General features: G+C 62.9%; 14 protein-coding genes. 3 read left to right on the top strand and 11 right to left on the bottom strand.

The genetic code is table 11. The features are described from left to right. Positions 1 to 92: 92 nt before the first annotated feature. On the bottom strand, positions 93 to 1,415 hold the full coding sequence (gene hflX / locus Pan216_RS24640) for a GTPase HflX (RefSeq protein ID WP_145262355.1): 1,323 nt from the start codon (positions 1,413 to 1,415) through the stop codon (positions 93 to 95). A gap of 676 nt (positions 1,416 to 2,091) precedes the next feature. Here hflX and Pan216_RS24635 point away from each other — a divergent pair. Then, on the top strand, positions 2,092 to 3,282 hold the full coding sequence (locus tag Pan216_RS24635) for a BON domain-containing protein (RefSeq protein WP_145262353.1): 1,191 nt from the start codon (positions 2,092 to 2,094) through the stop codon (positions 3,280 to 3,282). A 354-nt stretch (positions 3,283 to 3,636) separates the two neighbouring features. Here the strand turns inward: Pan216_RS24635 and Pan216_RS24630 are convergent, their stop codons facing one another. After that, positions 3,637 to 4,041, bottom strand: coding sequence for a hypothetical protein (locus Pan216_RS24630; protein WP_145262351.1), 405 nt, complete (start codon positions 4,039 to 4,041; stop codon positions 3,637 to 3,639). A 288-nt stretch (positions 4,042 to 4,329) separates the two neighbouring features. Between Pan216_RS24630 and Pan216_RS24625 the strand changes: the two genes are divergently transcribed. Then, a complete protein-coding gene (locus Pan216_RS24625) occupies positions 4,330 to 4,764 on the top strand; it encodes a hypothetical protein (protein WP_145262350.1) in 435 nt (144 codons plus the stop codon). Positions 4,765 to 4,991: 227 nt separating this feature from the next. Here the strand turns inward: Pan216_RS24625 and Pan216_RS24620 are convergent, their stop codons facing one another. From Pan216_RS24620 to Pan216_RS24580, 9 genes are all read right to left on the bottom strand, one after another. Beyond that, complete coding sequence (locus Pan216_RS24620; protein ID WP_145262348.1) at positions 4,992 to 6,002, bottom strand: Gfo/Idh/MocA family protein; 1,011 nt, start codon at positions 6,000 to 6,002, stop codon at positions 4,992 to 4,994. Between the two features lie 199 nt (positions 6,003 to 6,201). Then, positions 6,202 to 7,335, bottom strand: coding sequence for an aldose epimerase family protein (locus tag Pan216_RS24615; protein ID WP_145262346.1), 1,134 nt, complete (start codon positions 7,333 to 7,335; stop codon positions 6,202 to 6,204). Positions 7,336 to 7,541: 206 nt separating this feature from the next. Then, a complete protein-coding gene (locus Pan216_RS24610) occupies positions 7,542 to 8,528 on the bottom strand; it encodes an ABC transporter permease (protein ID WP_419192948.1) in 987 nt (328 codons plus the stop codon). Positions 8,529 to 8,618: 90 nt separating this feature from the next. Then, entirely contained in the window at positions 8,619 to 10,145 is a 1,527-nt protein-coding gene (locus Pan216_RS24605) for a sugar ABC transporter ATP-binding protein (RefSeq protein WP_145262342.1), read from the bottom strand. A 463-nt stretch (positions 10,146 to 10,608) separates the two neighbouring features. Beyond that, positions 10,609 to 11,688, bottom strand: coding sequence for a sugar-binding protein (locus tag Pan216_RS24600; protein ID WP_145262340.1), 1,080 nt, complete (start codon positions 11,686 to 11,688; stop codon positions 10,609 to 10,611). A gap of 224 nt (positions 11,689 to 11,912) precedes the next feature. After that, the gene (locus tag Pan216_RS24595) at positions 11,913 to 13,484 is read right to left on the bottom strand and encodes a DUF1501 domain-containing protein (protein WP_419192947.1); all 1,572 of its coding nucleotides are present in this window, start codon (positions 13,482 to 13,484) and stop codon (positions 11,913 to 11,915) included. A 78-nt stretch (positions 13,485 to 13,562) separates the two neighbouring features. Further along, the gene (locus Pan216_RS24590; RefSeq protein WP_145262338.1) at positions 13,563 to 16,106 is read right to left on the bottom strand and encodes a PSD1 and planctomycete cytochrome C domain-containing protein; all 2,544 of its coding nucleotides are present in this window, start codon (positions 16,104 to 16,106) and stop codon (positions 13,563 to 13,565) included. Positions 16,107 to 16,873: 767 nt separating this feature from the next. Next, entirely contained in the window at positions 16,874 to 17,182 is a 309-nt protein-coding gene (locus Pan216_RS24585; RefSeq protein WP_145262336.1) for a hypothetical protein, read from the bottom strand. A gap of 456 nt (positions 17,183 to 17,638) precedes the next feature. Beyond that, on the bottom strand, positions 17,639 to 18,022 hold the full coding sequence (locus Pan216_RS24580) for a hypothetical protein (RefSeq protein ID WP_145262334.1): 384 nt from the start codon (positions 18,020 to 18,022) through the stop codon (positions 17,639 to 17,641). A gap of 319 nt (positions 18,023 to 18,341) precedes the next feature. Between Pan216_RS24580 and Pan216_RS24575 the strand changes: the two genes are divergently transcribed. Next, a complete protein-coding gene (locus Pan216_RS24575; protein ID WP_145262332.1) occupies positions 18,342 to 20,582 on the top strand; it encodes a redoxin domain-containing protein in 2,241 nt (746 codons plus the stop codon). The last annotated feature ends 156 nt before the right edge of the window (positions 20,583 to 20,738 follow it).

Raw genomic sequence — 20,738 nt, 5'->3', positions numbered from 1 at the left:
TTGGTGGGGGTCTCTTCCGGTGGGGGGCTCGTCCTTCTTCGAAGTTTTCCTTCCCTCCGAGTCACGAAGGGTTGCTCGCCGCCCGTGTTCGCCTACTCGTCATCGGCCACGGGGTCCATCAAGGGGGCGCCGTCAAGCAGGGTGATCTCGAGCTCATCCGAGGAGACGCGTTCGAGCAGGTGTCGAGCGATCTTCACGGTGACGATCACCGATTCACCCTCGTAGCGCTGATCCTCGACCTCGCCATGGGCGTTCAAATACGCGAGCAAGCGGCCGTTGCCGGCGTGCGTCGTCACTTCGGCGGTGACGAAACGCTCGCTGAGCATCTTCTGGACGAGTTGCTCAAGCTTGCCGACTCCCTCGCCGGTCGCGGCACTGACGGCGACCGCGTTGGCGTACGAGGCACGCAAGCCGTGGATGATCGTCGGATCCTCGACGCAGTCGATCTGGTTGAGGACGAGGATGGTCGGCGTGCTTTCGGCCTCCAGCTCGCGCAACACCTTCTCGACCGACTTAATTTGCTCGCGCACGTAGGGGTTGCTGGCGTCGACGACGTGGAGCAGGAGGTCGGCGTGGGTCGCTTCCTCGAGGGTCGCCTTGAACGACTCGACCAAGTCGTGCGGCAGATCGCGGATGAAGCCGACGGTGTCGCTGAGCAGCACCTTGGTCCAGCCGGGGATCGCCCATTGTCGGGTCCGCGTGTCGAGTGTCGCGAAGAGTTTGTTGGCGACGAGCACATCGGCGCCGGTGAGTCGGCGCATCAGCGTACTCTTGCCGGCGTTGGTGTAGCCGACGAGCGAGACGCGCAGCTCGTTGCTGCGACGGTTGACCTCGCGTTTTTTACGCTGTTGGATCGACGAGAGTCGCTGCTTCAGGTCGCGGATCCGCTTGTCGAGAAGTCGGCGGTCGGTTTCGAGCTGCTGTTCGCCCGGTCCCCGGGTGCCGATGCCACCGCCGTGACGCTCGAGGTGGGTCCACATCCGCTTGAGTCGGGGGCGGAGGTATTCGAGCTGGGCGAGTTCGACTTGGAGCCGGGCTTGGTGCGTCTTGGCTCGGGTGGCGAAGATATCGAGGATGAGCTCGGTCCGGTCGACGACTTTGGTATGCGTGCGTCGTTCGAGGTTCCGGACTTGGCCCGGATCGAGTTCGTTGTCGAAGAGGACGACGTCGGCGTCGCGCTCCTCGACCATCTCGCCGAGTTCCTCGACCTTGCCGCTACCGAGATAGGTCGCGATGTCGGGCTTGTTGCGGCGTTGGTGCAGATCGCCGAGAATGCGAGCCCCGGCGGTTTTCGCCAGGCCACGTAACTCCGAAAGAGGATGGTCGTTGGATTCCGAAGTGTTGGGGAGTGTCACCCCGACGAGGACCGCCCCTTCCTGTCGGACGGTCAAGTCTTCACGATGTCGATCGACCAAAGTGGTCCACTCTCCTTCTCTTTGATTTTCGCGATGGGCGCGGCAGGGCACATGAGATCACGAGCCTTGCAAGAAGCGCCCGCCAGGATAGCTTGTCGTCCCTGGCTCGCCACGGTTCTTGCCCCGCGGCGGACGTATCCTTTCGACGACAAACCCGTCTCGGCGGCAATCGTCAGGACTGCCCTCAATTTTAGGTCATGGCGAAATCGAGGTCAATTCCGCCCCCCCTCCGCCGCCCCGGTGCCCGTGCACGTGGCAGACCCGCGACTTGTCTTCCCGCAAAAGGACACGGCGGGGCAGAGCGGGGTTCGGTGCAATCCGCACACGTAGGGCAGGCTGTTGCCGCCGAACTCCAGGGAGGCTCTTCCCCCCGTCCAACCCGCATCACCCGTCGAACCCTCCGGACTCGCAACCTCCCAGGCAATCGATACCGCTTCGCCGGACAGCCAGGTTTGCCCGGGAGGAGCTTCCCCTAGGTCCGCCACGCGATGTTGAATTTCCGCCTTTTTCACGGGTCCTAGAGCTCTTCCGCTGGAGTGGAGAGGGGTATAGTTGTCTCGGCTCCAAGACATCCCGAGGGCCAACGAACGTGGTCGACGCTCGCTGATCGGTCGACCCGGACCGTCCCCTCGCGGAAGCCCGACGGAGTCAGGAACGATTCGGAGGTGATCCCTTGATGACGACAATGACGGCCACCTGTCTTGCGGCGACCCTCGCGGTCAGCGCGGGTTCCGCTTGGCAGCCGGTCACCGCACCGGTCCAGCAACCGGCCGTGTCCCCTGCGTCGACCACTTGGGTCAGCACCTCCGCCCCGGTCGCGACGAGCCCTACCCTCCAGCGGTCGGTCTCGCGCAAGCAGTCGTGGCTCCCGCGGATCTTCAAGCGGGGCGAACGCCGTGGCGGCGATCAAGCCGAGCAAGCGACCGGAGCCAACGATCGGCCATCCCTCTTCGGACGACGTCAGCCCGAGCCCCCGAGCGATCACTTGCTCGTGAGCCGGTGCCGCGGGCTCTTGCGGCAGGATCGCGAGTTGGCGACCAGCTCTATCCACGTGACCAGTAACGAGGGCGTGCTCACCCTGCAAGGGCACGTCATCACCGAGACCCAGAAGAGCCGTGCCGAGCGTCTCGCGCAGAGCACGCCGGGTATTACGCGGCTCGATAGTCATCTCGTGGTACGCAGTCGCTCGACCTCCTCGGTCCCGTGGGCCCCGGCCAGGCTGTCGACGCCGACCAATTCGCCGGGCATCTATCGCTCCGCCGGAACTCTGCGTTCGACGGGGACGGTGCGGCTGTCGGCTCCGACCATCGCCTCGACCAGCGCGAATCAACCCGATTCCTCAAACGATCGCTACGAGCGGATCGGGCCGACCGAGCGGATCTCGGGAAAGGTCGGTTCGCCGATGGTCGCGACGTACCTGCTTCGTCGGATCCCGCCGGCCACCACCGAGCCGGCTCCCAAGCCCGCGGCGCAGCTTCGGCTTCCGGCGACGCTCATGGCGCAGGCCCGACCGACGAGCCCGCCGCGCTCGCCGCAATCGACGAGCGAATGGGGATGGAACGAACGCGATCCCCACGCCAATCATCGCCGGCCGGAGGTCTTGCAGTCGGGGTCTTGGGGAGGCGTGCAGCGAGCCCAGAACTGGCTCGCGCCGGCCGCCGCGGGACCGCACACCGATCCGAGGATTGACGCCTTCCTGGCCAGCGATCCGCGGGCGGGCAATATTCGCTACGAACTGGAGAAGGGAATTCTCACCCTCTCCGGATCGGTGCCGACGGCCGAGGACCTCTACGCGTTGGCGGACGACTTGCGTCGACTCCCCGGTGTGGAGATTGTCAGCTTCCAGCAACTCGCTTTCGAACGTTGATTCGTTGTACGAGGCTGACTCGCGGCGATTGGGAAGGGCCGACCGACCGCGCACTCGATTTCGGGTTGTGAAGCCACGACCACTTCTCACTGGCTGACCAGCAGTCAGAGCCACCCGAACGTTTGGAGCTGGCAAAGCACTTGGTGCTTGGGACGAAGCTCAGAAACCATCGTCCCGGCCCCTCGACCTGGGACCGGAGGCATCGTCCCGGCCCCTCGACCTGGGACCGGAGACATCGTCTCGGCCCCTCGACCTGGGACCGGAGACATCGTCTCGGCCCACGATCTTGGGGGCCGAAGGACCGAATTTGACGGAGACCTTAGTCGGGGAGGATGGGAGAGCGAGGCACCTCGATTAGTCCTTGCTCTCCTCTTCCTCTTCGTCGTCGAAGTCCTCGTCATCGTCCTCATCGTCCTCGTCCGATTCGGGGGTGAGGGTCTCGATCAGGGTCTCATTGAGCCCTTCGAGCAGTTGGGCGACATCGACCGCTTCCTGCGAATCGCTCGAGGCGGAAGGATCGATGAAGATGTAGTCGACGTTGCTCTCGTGAAGCTCGAGCATCCAGGGGAGCAGCGCGTCCGCGGGCAACTCGCCCACCGCGAACTCCTCATCCCACTCCAGCAAGTGGATGTACTCGTCCGCTTTCTCGGGCGTCGTGAACAACAGGTGCGAGCCCTTGTCGTCGTTGACCGGGATGATCGGCATCTCGTTGCTGCCGTCATTGGAGATCGGGACATAAAAAGACCGCTCGTTGCCCATCGAATAATCATCCTCAGAAAAGGAAAGTCGCCGCCGCCCGAGCCCTAACGCTCCCATGATACGGCATGACTTCCGCAAGATGGAGAAACACTCCTGATTCGCGGGCCAGCTTCCTTCGGGCCCTTCTTCTCATACGCGAAAAGTATAGAAGTAGGGGATCGGTTGACCGCAATTTCTTGGGAAGCCGTGAGGCGTCGGGGAAGGCGATCCCATGCGGCCCCCCGAGAGGAGCCGTTTCGCGAACGCGACGACGCCCTGGGAAGTCGACAGTCACGGGAGAGACAGGCGATGAACGCGCTGCGTGGGATGATGCTGGTGGTGATCTTGGGCGGGCTGGCTCCGGCCGCTTGGGCCGCGTTGCCGCCGCGAAGTCCGGAAGAGTTGCAGTCCGACGCGAACGTCGTCGTGACCGGGAAAGTGAAGGAAGTCTTTCACAAGAAGCGTTCCGAGAAGGGGTTCGTGCGGACCTATTTCGTCGCGGAGGTCGTGGTCGACGAGGTTTCCAAGGGCGAAGGCCCTTCGCCGGGACAAGTCCTCTACATGCGCTACTGGGTCTTGAAGTCGAGCCCCGAGGGATGGGTGGGTCCGAGCGGCTTGAGGGGCGCCCCGAAGCGAGGCGACACGATTCGCGCCTACCTCAAGCGTGCCGCGGACGGCGGGTTCGACGTCCTCGATCCCAATGGGGTCTCGGTCGTCAAGTCGGGCACCAAGGCCGCCAACTAGTCGACGAGCCGAGCTCGACGGTGGATTGAGTCGCATTCACCGGGCGCGAGAGGAGAGTTTCCGACCCGCTGGGCGAGCATGCGGCATCCGATCCCCCTCTTTCCCCCCTTGTCCAAGGGGGAGTTAGAGGGGGGCTCTTCCTTCTTCGGGCTCTTCCGTCCGACATCGTCCCCATAAAAAACATCATCGACCGTGACTGATCCCGCGTCACTCTCTTGTTCGAACATTCAGACCGCTTCGACTTCTTGATCGATCGGGGCCCAACTACCGGTGCGGCCACTTTCGAGAATCGCCTCGATCACCAACATGTTCGAAACCGCGTCCTCGATCGGGGTCGGGACCGGCGTGTCGTTGAGGACCGCTTGCGAGAAGAGATCTCCCTGAATCGTGTACTGATTGCACTGGTCGACCGTCAGCTCGCGAACCGCGTGTCGATCCTGATGCCAGAGGCGACAGGGGCGATCGATCGGAGCGTTGAACGGCACCTCGATCTCGACGCGGCCCTCGGTGCCGACAATGTTGACGCGCTGGTAGTCGGCCAACTGCGTCGAGCACGTGAAGGTCGACGTTCCCCGCTCGAACTCCAACACGCCTGACGTCATCCGGTCGATATGAAGCTCGGGATCGAACTCGACGGTGCCGAGCACCCGCGTCGGTTCGGCTCCGAAGAGGAACCGCGAGAGGGAGATCGGATAGCACCCGATGTCCATGAGAGCGCCGCCGCCCCAATCGGGGTTGCTGCGAATGTTCTCGGGATCGTTGTTGAAGAAGGAAAAGAAGGTCTGAATCGTCCGAAGCTCGCCGATGCTGCCGTCGGTGGCGAGCCGATGGGCGAGTCGCCACTGCGGATGGTGCCGGTACATGAAGGCTTCCATCAGCTTCAGCGTCGGATGGCGCCGGCCCGCGTCGACGAGTTCCTGCCCCTGGGCGGCACTGAGACCGATCGGCTTTTCGCAGAGGACGTGCTTGCCCGCTTCGAGGGCCTTGATCGTCCACGGGACGTGAAGGTGGTTGGGGAGCGGGTTGTAGACGATGTCGACGTCGGGATTGTCCAGCAGATCGTCGTAGGCGCCGTGGGCGTTGGGAATACCGAGCCGCTCGGCCGCTTGCTGGGCGCCGGGGAGCCGTCGGGAGGCGATCGCGACGACCTCGCAGGAGTCCGAATATTTCAGGGCGGGGATCACTTGCTCAACGGCGATCTTGGCGGTGCTGAGGATTCCCCAACGAGTCTTGGCCATGGAAGAGACTCTCTCGCGTGTTCTTCGGGTCGTGATTAGTAAATAAGGTTAACTATCGTTGGTTCGAGCGGCCCTGTCAAGGGAACGCTCGCGTGTTGTCGTCGTTCGCCACCAGGTGGAGCGATGGCTCACGATGGATCGATGGGAAAACCGACCCCTCCTCTTTCCCCCCTTGGACAAGGAGGGACGTGGGAAAAGTCTACTCGGAACCGAACCGGTAGATGCAGGTCTGGCGATAGGTCTGCCCTGGATTCAAGATCACTGATGGAAATGTGGGCTGATTCACCGAATCGGGGAAATGCTGCGTCTCTAGGCAAAGCGCGCTTCGCTTGGGATAGGCCTTTCCTCCCTTGCCCTTCTGGTCCATGAGGAAATTGCCCGTGTAGAATTGAACCCCCGGCTCGGTCGTCAGCACGCTCATCGTGCGGCCGGAGGAGGGATCGCGAAGTTTCGCGGCGAGAGCGAGTTCGTCCCCCTTCTTGTTCAAGACGTAGTTGTGGTCGTAGCCGAGCGCCGGCGTCGAGACCAACTCGTCGATGCGTTCGCTAACAACGGTTGGCTTGGTGAAGTCGAGCGGCGTCCCCGATACCGGAGCGAGCTTGCCCGTGGGGATCAAGGTCTCGTCAGTCGGCGTGTAGCGATCGGCGTTGAGCATCAATTCATGATCGAGCACCGTCGAGGAGCCCGCGCCACTCAGGTTGAAGTAGCTGTGATGAGTCAGGTTCACCGGTGTCGCTTGGTCGGTGGTCGCTTTGTAGTCGATGCGCAGGTCGTTGTTGTTGGTGAGCGTGTAGGTGACCGCCATCGCGAGGTTGCCCGGGTAGCCCTCTTCGCCGTCGGGGCTGGTGTAGGTGAACGTGACGCCTTGGCCGTTGTCGGTGCCGAAGGGCTCGGCGTTCCAGACGACCTTGTCGAGGCTACGAGGGCCACCGCCGTGCAAATGATTGGGGTCGTTGTTGGTGGCGAGGGAGTACTCCTTGCCGTTCAGGGTGAACTTGCCCTTGGCGACGCGGTTGGCGACGCGGCCGGTCGTCGTTCCGAAGTATTGGTTGCCCTCGGACTCGTAGCCGGCGACGTCGTCAAAACCGAGCACGACATCGGCGAGGTTCCCCTTGGCGTCGGGCACGTGCAGTTCGCGAAGGGTCGCGCCACGGGTGATGAGCTTCGCGACCATGCCGTTGGGATTGGTGAGCGTGTATTCACTGACCGCGACGCCGTCGGCGGTTTCGCCAAAGGGTTCGGCCTTGGGGGCCTCCGCCGCGAAGGCGATCGGCGCCGCGAGCAACAGCAGCGCGACCAGGACAGTCGATAGAAGCCAAGACTCGGTCAACATCACGGTTCTCCCAGATTCGTTGAAATCGATCGTGCCATCCCGGCGACGTCATCCCCCACAGTCCATTGAATGACTCGTTGCCGGGAACGGACGGCCCTCACGACCAACTTTGGTGACGGATAACTTCGCCGATTTGAAGGCGCCTCCCGCATGACCACGACAAGCGTGGGCATGGCACCGAAGAGTTCATTGGCAAGTCGACCAACCTACGCCTGAACGCGCATCGTTCGTCGGCGCCGGGCCGCCATTCGTTTGACGATTTCGTCGACGGCGACCCCGATCAGAAGGACCGAGCCGATGATCGCGAAGTTGAGTTGGCTCGGAATGCCGAGGATGCTGATCGAATTTCGCAGGACTTGAATGACCGCGGTCCCGATGAGGACACCGAAGATCGTTCCCTCACCACCGCGAAGGCTACAGCCTCCGAGCACCGCCGCGGCGATCGCGTAGAGTTCGTAGAACTCGCCCATGCTCGCCGGCTGCACCGAATTCAAGTCGAGCGCGAAGAGGACGCCCCCCAAACCCGCCGCCATCGAGCAGATCACGTAGGACAGGATCACCATCACGTCGGTGTTGATGCCGCTGTAGCGCGCGGCTTGCTCGTTGCGTCCGAGGGCGAGGAGATAGCGTCCGTAGATCGTCTTGTTGAGAAAGATCGCGGCGACGACTGCCAGCACGATCAGCATGATCGCGGGGATGGGGAGGTCGAACCCGTCGGTAAACGGAATTGGGATCTTGCCGTTGGCAAGCATGCGAAGTGTTTGGTGTTCGTTGCCGAAGCCCTGGGTATCGTCGCCGGACATGAAGCGAGAAATGCCGCGGTAGAGCAAGAGCCCGCAGAGGGTCACGATGAATGGCTGAAGTTTGAGCTTGGCGATGAGCAGACCATGGCAGAGTCCCAGGATGAGGGAGATGACCAGAACGATCGGGACGGCGAGAACGGCCGGGACGCCCCAATCGCTGACGAGCATCGCGAGGAGACATCCGGTCAGTCCAACGACCGAGCCGATCGAGAGATCGATGCCTCCGGTGATGATGACGAACGAGACCCCAATGCTGATGATGCCGAAGAGGCTGGTCCACTTCGTGAGGTTTTCGAGGTTGTAGGGCGAGAGGAAGCTCTTGGGGTTGCCCATCGCCGTGATCGCGACGACGACGATCAAGAGTCCCAAAATGCCGAGCGTTTTCTTCATGATGGTCGTTCGAGGTTCCTGAGTCGTTGCGTTCGTGTCTTGGTCGCGGAGTTCTTGTTGGTGGGTCGAGACCCACCCTACTGGGGACTCTTACTGGGAATACGTTAGCTCGGCGGTCGCTCCGGTGGCGAGCCGCATCACCGCCTCTTCGTTCAGTTCCTCGCGGGCGAGTTCCCCGGTGATCGCTCCCTCGTGCATCACCAGTGTCCGGTCGGACATGCTGAGAATCTCCTCCAGGTCACTGCTGACGAAGAGGATCGCAACGCCCTGTTGAGCGAGTTCCTCCATGAGCCGGTAGATCTCCTGCTTGGCCCCGACGTCGATGCCGCGGGTCGGCTCGTCGAGCAAGAGAACCTTGGGTCCCAACGCGAGCCATTTGCCCAGCACGACTTTCTGCTGATTGCCGCCGGAGAGTAACTGCACGATCTGGTGCTGGGTCGGGGTCTTGATGTTGAGCCGTTCGACCATCCGGGTCGTGTCGTCGCGTTCGCGAACTCCGTTGCGCCAGCCCCACGGCCCGCGATGCTGGAAGAGCCCCGCCAGCCCGACGTTCTCGCGGACCGACATCTCGAGGACCAAGCCTTCGAGCTTGCGATCCTCCGGCACCAGGGCGATCCCCTGCTTGATCGCGTCGAAGGGCTCCCGGAAGGTGACGGGACGACCGCTGGAGCTGATGGTGCCGCCGAGCGGTCGGGTGACGCCGAAGAGGACGCGTAGAAGTTCGGTACGGCCGGCTCCGATCAGGCCCGCCATCCCGACGATCTCGCCCGCCCGTAGCGAGAAGGAGACCGGATGCGTGGGATGTTCGGGAACGACCAGATCGCGTGCCTCGAGGACGACCGCGCCCGGTTCGTGGGGAAGATGAACGTAGAAGCCGGAGATGTCGCGTCCGACCATGAGCTTGACCATGCGGTCGTGAGCGATCTCCTCCCGCGCTAGCTCCCCGGCGTTCTCGCCGTCGCGAAGGACGACGACCCGATCGGCGATCTGGCTTACCTCGGCCAAACGGTGCGAGATGTAAACGATGCCGACGCCGCGTTGTCGCAAGTCGTGGACGACGCGGAAGAGGGCCTCGGTCTCGCTCTGCGACAGGCTCGAGGTCGGCTCGTCCATGATCAGCACGCGGGCGTTGACCGAGAGCGCCTTGGCGATCTCGACCATCTGTTGCTGGCCGATGGAAAGGGTGCCGACGATTCGCTTGGGCGAGAGGTCGAGGCCGACTTGTTTGAGGTAGTCGCTCGCCCTGCGTCGACACTCGCGGTCGTCGATCAGGCCTTGGCTCCGCGGTTCGCGTCCGAGGAAGATGTTCGAGGCGACATCGAGGTTGTCGGCGAGGTTGAGCTCCTGGTGAATCAGGGCGACTCCTTCCTCCAGGGCATCCTCGACCGAGTCGATGGTGACGGGCCGGCCGTCGACGAAGAGTTGGCCCTCGTCGGGCGTTTGGACGCCGGCGAGGATCTTCATCAGTGTACTCTTGCCGGCGCCGTTCTCGCCCATTACCGCGAGGATCTCGCCGGCGCGCAGCGACATGCCGACGTTGTGGAGGGCGAGGACGCCGGGGAATTGCTTGGTGATTCCCCGGGCTTCGAGAAGCGGTGATGATTCGATTTCGGTCATGGCGATGGCACTGCCTCGGAGCGTGCGAGACGCGATGATCTTCCGTATCGGATTTCGAAACGACTTGGTGTTCGAACGATGACCAGCGGCCAGACCCTATCGTTCCCCTCTCCCCGTGGGAGAGTGAGCCTCTTGTTCCCCTCTCCCCGTGGGAGAGTGAGCCTCTTGTTCCCCTCTCCCGGTGGGAGAGTGAGCCTCTTGTTCCCCTCTCCCCGTGGGAGAGTGACCCTCTTGTTCCCCTCTCCCCGTGGGAGAGCGAGCCTCTTGTTCCCCTCTCCCCGTGGGAGAGCGAGCCTCTTGTTCCCCTCTCCCCGTGGGAGAGGGGTTAGGGGTGAGGGGGCTGTTCGTCGTGGACGTGCGCCTGGTCGCGGAATTGTTCTTCCCCTCACCCGGCTCACGGAACTCGCCGACCTTTCCCCGAGGAGAGGTGAAGAAAGCCAGTGATTCACGGGCGGAACGGTCACTAGGATCCCTTCGACGACTCGTCCTTGGACTCGCCTTTTGTCGACTCGTCCTTGGACTCGTCGGCGGGCTTCGGGGATTCTCCGGTCAGTTCCTTGAGATTGGCCCAGAACTCGTCGACGGTGTCGGCTTTGATCTTTCGGGCGGGGATGTCGAGGAAGCCGCCCTCGGGAAGGACCGATTGATCGCCGCGCGCGAGTCCCGCGAGGACGCGGACCGACTCGTAGCCGTACTGGTAGGGGTTCTGGACGACGCTGCCGTAGAGGGAGCCATCCTTGATCCCTTGGAGGGTCTCGTCATCCTCGTCGAAGCCGACGACTTTGATCTGGCCGACCTTCTGAGCTTCCTTCACCGCTTCGAGACATTTGGGCGGGTTGTAGGCGAAGAGGCCGACCATGCAGCCGAGATCGGGATACTTGGCGATCGAATCTTCGGCGAGCGACTTGGCCTTGGCGAAGTCGAACAGGTCGGTTTGGGTTCCGAGGATGGTGTACTTGTCCCCTTTGATCTCCGAGCCGGGCTGATCGTATCGATTCGGGTCTTCGTCACGATCGAGCAACTCGTCGATGACGCCCTGGCGACGCAAGCGGGCATTGAGCTGGCCGAGGCGTCCGACAAAGAGCATGACGGTGCCTCCTTCGGGCATCGCTTCCTTGACCAACTCGCCACACATGCGGCCGGCTTTGTAGTTGTCCATCCCGATATAGCAGAGACGGTCGCTCTCGGGAGCGTCGGAGTCTTGCGTGATCAGGTTGGTTCGCTCGGAGATCTCCTTGAACAGATCCCCCTGGTTGGCGGGATCGATGGGGCTGATGGCGATGCCGTCGACGCCGGCGGTGAGGAGCTCTTGAACCATGCGCTTTTGGTCGGCGACCCCCTTGGGAGGCATCTTGACCTCGACGTTGACGTCGGAGTCCTTTGCGGCCGCTTCGGCGCCCTTTTCAGCGATGAGCCAAAAGGAGGCGATGCCGTTGGTCACGTAGGCGACGGTCGGCTTGCTGTTGCCTCCGCCGGAGTCACCACATCCCACGAGGAAGGCGCCCGCCAGGAGCAGCAGGAGGGTCGAACGAGTCTTGTTCATGTCGGTTCCATTGGATGGTTCATCGAGCTTCCCCAAGCTTTCCTTCGAGACGAAAATGGACGGAAAGCCGCTCAATGTCCCCACAAACTGAACGAAAAAGGGTGCCTTTTCAATCGTTTTGCGTCCGTTTTGGACGGAAACGGCGCGCAAAAGGACGCGAAACCAGCGCGAGGCGGCCGCGAAGGAGGCCTTGAGCGATTCGGATGATCCGTCTCACGACTCGCTCAGGAGATGAGTTCGGCGATCGGCTCGGCCCCTTCGACCCCGACGAGCTTCTGATCGAGCCCCGCGTAGAAGTACGTCAGCGCATTGGGGTCGAGGCCGAGCTGATGCAGGATCGTCGCGTGCAAGTGCTTGACGTGAAGCCGCCGTTCGACCGCCGCGCTGCCCAGTTCGTCGGTCCGGCCGACGCTTTGACCGCCTTTGATGCCCCCGCCGGCCATCCACATGGTGAAGCCGTACGCGTTGTGGTCGCGGCCGGTTCCCTTCGCGTACTCGGCCGTCGGTTGCCGACCGAACTCCCCGCCCCAGACCACCAACGTCTCTTCGAGCAGGCCCCGCCGCTTGAGGTCCTTGAGCAACCCGGCGATCGGCTTGTCGGTCTCGCCGGAGTGCAAGTTGTGATTCTTGACCAAGTCGCCGTGAGCGTCCCATGTTGAGAGAAAGTGATTGCCCCCGGAGTAGAGCTGGATGAAGCGGACTCCCCGCTCGACCAGCCGACGGGCCATCAGGCACTGGCGCCCGAAGACCTCCGAACGCTCATCGTCGAGACCGTAGAGCCTCTTGGTCTCCTCCGATTCCTGATTGAGGTCGACCGCTTCGGGAGCGGCCGATTGCATCTTGTACGCAAGCTCGTAGTTGGCGATCCGCGCCGCGAGGACCGAGTTGTCGATCCGCGGGCCTTGATGCTCGACGTTGTAGTCCCGCAGGGAGTCGAGGACGCGCCGCTGCATCGCGGGCGTCATCTCCGTCGGCGGCTTGAGGTTGAGGATCGGCGAACCCTTCGCTCGCATCACCGTCGCTTGGTACGACGCGGGCATGAAGCCGCAACTCCAGTTCTTCGCGCCGCTGATGGGGCCGCCGCGAGGATCGAGCATCACCACGAACCCCGGTAGATTTTCGTTCTCCGAGCCGAGTCCATAGTTGACCCACGAGCCGAGCGCCGGGCTGCCGCTGAGGATCCTGCCCGAGTTCATTTGCAGCATCGCCGAGCCGTGGATCGGCGAGTCGGCGGTCATCGACTTGAGAAACGCGATGTCGTCGACGCACGTTGCAAGATGTGGGAAGAGTTCGGAGACCCACTGACCCGACTCGCCGTGCCGCTTGAACTTCCAGCGAGGCTCGACGATGCGGCCTTCGTTCTTGTGCCCGCCACGACCGAACGTTCTCACCTTGACCGTCTTGTTGTCCATGCCGACCAGGTCGGGTTTGTAGTCGAAGGTGTCGATGTGGCTGGGGCCGCCGTACATGAACAGGAAGATGACCGACTTGGCCTTCCCGGGGTAGTGAGGCTCTTTCGGTGCCAGCGGGTTGACATACTTGTAGGGCGTGACGCCGTCGGCCGCGACCGCTTGCCGCGCGAGAAAGTCCTTGCCCAGCATGCCCGCCAGAGCGACCGACGTGAAGCCCGCCCCGGTTTGCCAGAAGAACTCGCGCCTCGTCCGGCCGCACTCGGGACGCCCCGCCACGAAGTGCGATGTTCCCGCGGAGTTCGAATGCTCCCCTTTGTCCAAGGTTGATTCCAATTGCTCCCCCTTGTCCAAGGGGGAGTTAGAGGGGGTCTGCTTCTTCATCATCAGGTCTCTCTCCAGCCCATTGGTCCATCGGTCCTTCCAGGCGATGTCCGGCCGACGACGCAAACGGTCTCGGATCGCTCAGTCCAGATAGAGGAACTCGTTGAGGTTCAGCGTCACCAGGCAGAAGTACGCGAGCGCCTGTTCGGGCGTCGCTCCATCATCCGCCATAAGTTCGTTGATCAGCTTGACGCCCCGGGCGATCTCGGCCTCGGTCGCGGGACGCTGCAAGGTCCGCAAGAGGGCCAACTCGACTTGGGACTTCGGGTCGTCGCCGGCCTGCTTGGTCAGGTACTCCGCGAAACGCTTCGCCCGCTCGTGGAGGAACTCGCTGTTGAGCGTCGCGAGGCACTGAGTCGGCTGCGTCGTCTCGAAGCGAACCGGGCAACTCGAATCGACATCGGCCACATCAAAACTGGCGAGGATCGGCGTGATCAGCGACCGCTTGACGTGAATGTAGACGCTGCGGCGATTCTGTTCCGCCGGCGGCGACTTGCCCCAACCCTCGCCCGGAAGCGATTGCCCCTGGAGCACCTCGTCCTGGATGAACGAATAGATGCTCGGGCCGCCCATCTTCGGGTTGAGCGATCCGATCACCGAGAGAATCGAGTCCCGCAGTTCCTCGGCCCCGAGCCGTCGCATGTTGAATCGCCAGAAGGTTTCATTGTCCGGGTCCGCCGCCAACGCTTTCGGGTTCGCTCGCGAGGACATCTGATACGTGTTCGACGTCATGATCAGCCGATGCAGCGGCTTGAGTCGCCAGCCCATCTGGACGAACTCGCTCGCCAGCCAATCGAGCAACTCGGGGTGAGTCGGCTTCAATCCGGCCATCCCGAAGTCGTTGGGAGACGCGACGATGCCTCGGCCGAAGTGGTGTTGCCAAACCCGATTGGCCATCACCCGCGCGGTCAGCGGATTCTCCTCGCTCGCAATCCAATCGGCGAGCACCGTGCGTCGGCCGGAGGTAGGGGCATCGTTCCCGGCGATCGGGATCGTCGGATCGGGCACGCCGAGAATCGAGGGGAATCCGGGAGAGACTTCCTCGGAGGGAGAGTGCGGATTGCCGCGACCAAGCACGTGCGTCGTCGCCGGCTTGGGGCCGACTTCCGTCACGCAGAGGGCCAGATGCAACGGCTGGGGGCGATGGCGTTCGAGGTGCTTGATCCGCTTGCCCAGCGCGACGTAGCGATCGAAGTTCTCTTGCGGAAGCTTCTTCGGGACACGTTTTTTCAGGATGGAGACGCGGCTCTGTTCGTGACGGAACTCCTCGTGCTCGACGGGGATGAAGTCGTCCTTAACCGAGTCCTCGATCGCTTTCATTTGAGCCTTGGCGTCGTCAATCTTGCCACGCCAGTCGGCGATCACCTTCTCGTGGGACGCCTGCTGTTCGGGCGTTGCGATCGACCGCAGCGAAGCGGCCGCGACACTCTCCGGGGAGCGAACGCCATAGTGGCGAATGCCCCGGAAGAAGGCGAGCATGCGGTAGTAGTCGGCTTGCGGCACCGGATCGAGTTTGTGGTCGTGACAGCGGGCGCAGCCGATGCGAAGCCCGAGAAAGACCTCGCCGGTCGTGCGGACATAGTCGTCGAGTTCGTCGAACTCCGCCATCAGCCGATCGGCCGGCTCGTCATCCCAGAGCCCGATCCGGAAGTAGCCGGTGGCGATCAGTTGCTCGGCGGTGCGCCCCTCGATCTCGTCGCCCGCGAGTTGTTCGCGGATGAACTGATCGTAGGGCTTGTCGTCGCCGAACGAGTTGATGACGTAGTCGCGGTAGCGCCAGACATGGGGCTTGGCACCGTCGCGTTCGAAGCTGTTGGTCTCGGCGTAGCGAACCAAGTCGAGCCAGTGCCGGCCCCAACGTTCGCCATAGTGGGGCGACTGCAACAGTCGGTCGACGAGCCGTTCGTAGGCTCCCGGCTCGGTGTCGGCGAGGAACTCGTCGATCTCCTTGGGCGTCGGCGGCAAGCCCGTCAAGTCGTAGGTCGCCCGTCGCAGGAGGGTCAGCTTCTCGGCTCGCGGATTGGGCTCGAGCCCGGCCGACTCGAGGTTCGCGAGGACGAACGCGTCGATCGGATTCTTGATCCACGCGGGGTTGCCTACTTCCGGAACGTCGGGCCGCTTGACCGGTTGGAAGGACCAGAACTTTCGGTTCTCGTCGTTGACCGCGGGGGGGCCGGCTTCCTCGTGCTCGGCGGCGATCGGTTCGTCGTTGGGCCCCCAGGGCGCCCCCCTCTTGGCCCACTTGGTCAGGACGTCGATCTTGCTCTTGGGGAGCTTGCCGGTTGGTGGCATCTCCAGGCCGTCGTAGTTGATCGCCTCGAGCAGCGGGCTCTCCTCGACGTTCTCGAGGTCGATGGCGGGACCGTAGTCGCCACCCTTGAGGAGCGACGCCCGGGAGGTGAGGTCGAGGCCTCCTTCGGTCTTGCCATGCCCATGACACTTGAGGCAATGCTTGGTGAGAAGGGGGCGGACGTGATCCTTGAAGAAAGCGGTGTGGTCGTTGTTGCCGGCAGATGATTTCGAGGCTCTCGAGTCCGAGGTTCTCGAGTCGGCCGACGCGGGCGCGGCGAGGAATGCGGCGAGCAGAAGAGGCATCCAGGATGTCGCGTGACCAAGGGATCTCATAAGCACGGTTCCACGGCGGAGGTTCCCGAAGTAGCCGGCGTTGACTCAGACGTCGCGTCGGCGTGGCGCGGTTGGTCGCGAAGCGGTTCCCGCGGTCCGGAGGGGGAGTCTCCCCCAGCTGAGTTATTTAACAATATTAACTAACTCGAATCGGGCGCTGATGCAATCGAATTCCACCCATTTTTCGCCGCCCGGTTGGCTGCAAGCGTCCCGCATCCTCCACGCTACCCGATCGATCCGCCAACGGAAACGCCTACTCCGGACCAATCTTCTCCTCGAGTCGCTCTTAAGCCTTCGCGGACGCGGGGTGAGCATGGGGTGGAAGATGCAAGCTGTTGTTGAGGGGGCAGTACTTGTTTGTTGCGACCCTTGGCGAGTGCACTGGTCCATCGAAGTGTTCGGGTGCCACTGGCTGCTTGTCAGCCAGTGCTAAAAGGTTGGGGTTGCACAAACACCAACTTCAAGTTGGAACAGCATGCAAGGCTTCGTCAAACGTTCGATTTCGGATTGTGAACCTACGATCACTTCTCACTGGCGGACGAGACGCCAGTGCCACCCGAACGTTTGGATCTGAGAAAGCACTAGGCTTCGTCTCAAAAGTCGGCTCTGGCTTCGGCTGGCTACGTTGCCGCGGGACTTTGTCGGTCTGCATCGACGAATCCAACGGATTCGCCTGTTTCGACCTCCTCGTCCCCCACCAACTCGCTGTGCCTCGGGCCGACGATCAACTTTTGAGACGAAGCCTAGGCTTCGTCGCCGCTCCGCGGCTAGTCCAAGCCGAGATGGGTCTTGGCTTCGGTGACCAGGGCGCGACCGCGGGTCCAGTGAAGCATCGCCGCTTGTCGGTCCTCGGACAAGCGGTCGGTTCGGAAACGCTCCAGCGCCTTCCCCTGTTCGAAGAACGCGGTTTCGGCCTGGCGAAGCAGGGCGATCGTCTTCTCGTCCACGGGTACCTCGGGGCTCGCCTCGAGCATGTCCAGACGCTCGGCAAAGGCCTGCACCATCGCGTCGTGATGCCCGAGATCGAAACTACTCGCCAAGACGTCCGCGGGTCCGAACGGACGGCCCAACTTCACTAAATCAACTCGTTGGCAAGCCCCCAGAAAGAGTAGGCAAAGGGCAATCGCGGCGCCTGGGCGGCCGTGCCAGTGGGGATGGTGGTTGGTTGGCGGGGGGACGGCCTGCCGAGGTCGCTTGGGGAGACCTCGTTTGGCTTGATGTGTGTCTCCCTCGTGGAAGAGACCCCCTCTCTCTCCCCCTTGGACAAGGGGGAGCAGTCGGAGTGACCCTTGGACAAGGGGGAGCAGTCGGGATGGTCTTTGGGCAAGACGGAGCACCGGATCGGGGAGCCCGTGGAGCGGATCGTTCACGGCTCGCTTCCGGCTCGGCAAGAACGTGGTCTCCCTGATTGTCCGTCGATGACGATCGGTCGATTCGGTGGTTCCGTCAGGAAGTATACCCAATCTCTCGAACGAGGGAGCACCGAGTAAGCTGTTGAAATAGCCAGCACCGAGCCATCTAAGGGCCGACGGCTACTCAAGGCCCAGGCGAGAGCGGGTTTCGGCGACGAGGGCGCGGCCTCGAGACCAGTGGAGAATGGCGGCTTGCCGATCGTCGGTCGTTCCTTGGCTTCGATAGCGTTCGAGCGCTTCGCCCTGCTTGGAGAAGGAGGCTTGAGCTTGTCGCAACAGCACGACCGCTTCGGACTCGATCGCGGACGTGCACGAGGTTTCGAGCGCGTCCAAGTGTACGTCGAGCGCCTCGACCAACAGATCGTGCTGATAGAAGTCGAAGCGTGTGGCGAGAATGTCGGCGGGGCCCAGGACGTCGCGCACCTTCGACACGTCGATCCGCTCGCAAGCGGAGAGCGAAAGAAGGATCAACGCTGTCGCGACACGCCACGTGAGCCGCACCAAGGTAGCCTCCGGGTCGCTCTTGCGCGGGGAGAACGAGAGTGTCTCCCGAGAGAGAAGGGGCCCATCGCCCGCGCCAGCGGGCTCGGTGTCTGAGCAAGAGCCGAGTTTTGAGAGAAAAGCCTGCCGGTAGTATAAGAATCTGAACCCGCGCGGCGCTAGGATTCTCTTTGCAGGCCAGGTAGTGGGTCTTTTGGTGTTCTTTCGGGCGGAGGGCGCTGGAGCCGCTTGGCGTACCGATTCGATCGCTCGTTGAAACCTCATGGCCAACCTCGGGGTTACATCCGTGGACAAGTAAGCACGTCGAACGGGAGTGTGGAGCATGCGATCGCAAGTGACGGTTTTGGTTGCGGGACTACTCCTGCTCGTTTCCGCCAAGGTGGCGTCGGCCGTTCCGGAGCCGGCGATCGGACGAACGGTCAGCGACTTCACCCTTCGCGATGGTCAGGGGAAGGAGCACCGGCTTTCGGCACTCACTAGGAGAGGTCCTGTCGCGGTCGTCTTTCTCGGGACCGAATGTCCGCTGGTGAAGCTCTATATTCCCAAATTGGAGCAACTGCACCAGAAATTCGCCCCCAAGGGAGTCACGATTCTCGGGATCAATGCCAATGCCCAAGACTCCCCCGAGGAGATCGCCGCCTTCGCGAAGGAGCATCGGCTGAGCTTTCCGGTCCTTCGCGATCCCGACGCGCACGTCGCCGATCACTTCGCGGCGAAGCGAACGCCCGAGGCGTTCGTGCTCGATCAAGAGCGAAAGGTTCGCTACCAAGGACGGATCGACGACCAGTTCTACGTGGGGACTCTTCGCAGCGAACCGACCCGTCGCGATCTGGCCGTGGCGCTCGGAGAAATCCTCGCCGGGGAGGAAGTGACGGTCGCGTCAACACCGGTGGAGGGCTGTTTCATTGGTCGACGTCGCCAGCCGAAGGCCGATGCGGCGGTGACGTACGCGAAGGACGTTGCTCCGATCTTTAACCGACGTTGCGTCGAGTGTCACCGCGAGGGGCAAGTGGCGCCGTTCGCGATGACGTCGGCCGAGGAGGTGGCGCCGTGGGCCGAGACGATCCTCGAGGTGATCGAGGACCGTCGGATGCCGCCTTGGCACGCCAGCCCCGACCACGGCACGTTCGCCAACGAGGCTCGGATGCCCGCCGAGGAGATCGAGACCGTTCGACGATGGGTCGAAGCGGGAACACCACTCGGCGACCCGAAGGAGATGCCCGAACCGCTCCAGTTCGCGGAGGGTTGGCGGATCGAGGAGCCCGAGACGATCTTCTCGCTTCCCGAGGAGGTGACGATTCCCGCCGAGGGCGAGGTCGCGTACAAGTACTTCACCGTCGATCCGGGCTTCACGGAGGATCGCTGGATCCGGCAGGCCGAAGCGAAGCCGGGCAACCCCGCGATCGTTCACCACATCATCGTCTACGTGGTCGAGCCGAAGGGAGGGCTCTTGTGGAAACGCAAGCGTTCGATGCTCGTCGCCACGGCGCCGGGAGCGCGTCCGCTGCGGCTCGAGGAGGGGATCGCCAAGCGAATTCCGGCCGGATCGTTGCTCGTCTTTCAGATGCACTACACTCCCAATGGCTCGGTGCAGACCGACCGCAGTAGCGTCGGGTTGGTCTTCGCCGACCCCAAGACGGTCAAGCGGGAAGTGCTCACGCGCGGGGTGTCGAATCGTCGGTTTCGGATCGAGCCCGGCGCCAGCGATCACCGCGTCGAGGCAAGCCGGCACTTTGGCAGCGAGGGGAAGATCCTGTCGCTGTTCCCACACATGCACCTTCGCGGCAAGTCGTTTCGCTACGAGGCGATCCACCCCGATGGGAAGAGGGAGATCCTTCTCGACGTCCCCCGCTACGACTTCAACTGGCAGAACTCCTACATCCTGAGCACGCCCAGGAGCATGCCGAAGGGGTCGGTGCTCCAGTGCGTGGCCTACTACGACAACTCGGCAAGCAACCTGGCCAACCCCGACCCGACCAAGGTGGTCACGTGGGGCGACCAGACCGACGACGAAATGATGATCGGCTATTACGACGTGCTTCGTGACGTCTCCAGCGGGGCGCGGACGCCGCCCCCTTCAACCCCAAGCCGAGAGGTTTCGGACGCGACTCTGCTGGAGTTGGCCGAATCCTCGCTCCAAACCTCGGACGGCTTCGAGGCGTTCTCCGCCGCGCTGGAGCGTCGCGTGCCCCTGCTTGATCGGATCTGTCTGACGACGGCCGATGGGGGAACGCTCGAGATCGTCTACGCGGAGCAGAAGAGGGAGTTTTCGAAGATCCCCGGAGCGGGCTTTCGCCGGTCGATGACGTGGGGATTCGCGTTGCCGAAGTACGCTCAGCGTGAGGAGCCGATCCAGCACGATGACTTGACGCAGGCGTCGGGGTATGAGTTGAAACTGCTGAGCCGTCGGCTCGGCTCGAGCTACCACGTGCCGCTGCTCTATCAGGGCAAGCCCGCCACGCTCAACTTCTGGAGCCGCAAGCAGAAGGCCTTCTCGCCCGAAGTGACGACGCTGCTCAAGGACGTCGCGACCCGAGCGGCATCCAAGGTCGCCGTCCAGTAGGGCGGAGCATGACGCCACATCATTGAAGGCGATGATCCCCGGCAAGTGGGGGGGATCGCCTGGGCCGCGGGTGTGTCCAACTCACAATGTCAGCTTCTTCTCACCTCTCCTTGGGGGGAGGTTGGCGAGTGAAGCGAGCCGGGTAAGGGAGATTCC

Origin of the sequence: Kolteria novifilia, assembly GCA_007748055.1 — a bacterium.
GTDB classification, from domain to species: domain Bacteria; phylum Planctomycetota; class Planctomycetia; order Kolteriales; family Kolteriaceae; genus Kolteria; species Kolteria novifilia.
Note: the sequence above shows the minus strand (reverse complement) of the source record. Positions and strands in the feature narration are given on the sequence as shown.

Bases quoted from the DNA above. Each gene is read 5' to 3' on its own strand.
- Pan216_RS24620 (WP_145262348.1), bottom strand. From the start codon at position 6,002: ATGGCCAAGACTCGTTGGGGAATCCTCAGCACCGCCAAGATCGCCGTT.
- Pan216_RS24575 (WP_145262332.1), top strand. From the start codon at position 18,342: ATGCGATCGCAAGTGACGGTTTTGGTTGCGGGACTACTCCTGCTCGTT.
- Pan216_RS24635 (WP_145262353.1), top strand. From the start codon at position 2,092: ATGACGACAATGACGGCCACCTGTCTTGCGGCGACCCTCGCGGTCAGC.
- Pan216_RS24615 (WP_145262346.1), bottom strand. From the start codon at position 7,335: ATGTTGACCGAGTCTTGGCTTCTATCGACTGTCCTGGTCGCGCTGCTG.
- Pan216_RS24595 (WP_419192947.1), bottom strand. From the start codon at position 13,484: ATGATGAAGAAGCAGACCCCCTCTAACTCCCCCTTGGACAAGGGGGAG.
- Pan216_RS24600 (WP_145262340.1), bottom strand. From the start codon at position 11,688: ATGAACAAGACTCGTTCGACCCTCCTGCTGCTCCTGGCGGGCGCCTTC.
- Pan216_RS24625 (WP_145262350.1), top strand. From the start codon at position 4,330: ATGAACGCGCTGCGTGGGATGATGCTGGTGGTGATCTTGGGCGGGCTG.
- Pan216_RS24610 (WP_419192948.1), bottom strand. From the start codon at position 8,528: ATGAAGAAAACGCTCGGCATTTTGGGACTCTTGATCGTCGTCGTCGCG.
- Pan216_RS24605 (WP_145262342.1), bottom strand. From the start codon at position 10,145: ATGACCGAAATCGAATCATCACCGCTTCTCGAAGCCCGGGGAATCACC.
- Pan216_RS24590 (WP_145262338.1), bottom strand. From the start codon at position 16,106: ATGAGATCCCTTGGTCACGCGACATCCTGGATGCCTCTTCTGCTCGCC.
- Pan216_RS24630 (WP_145262351.1), bottom strand. From the start codon at position 4,041: ATGGGCAACGAGCGGTCTTTTTATGTCCCGATCTCCAATGACGGCAGC.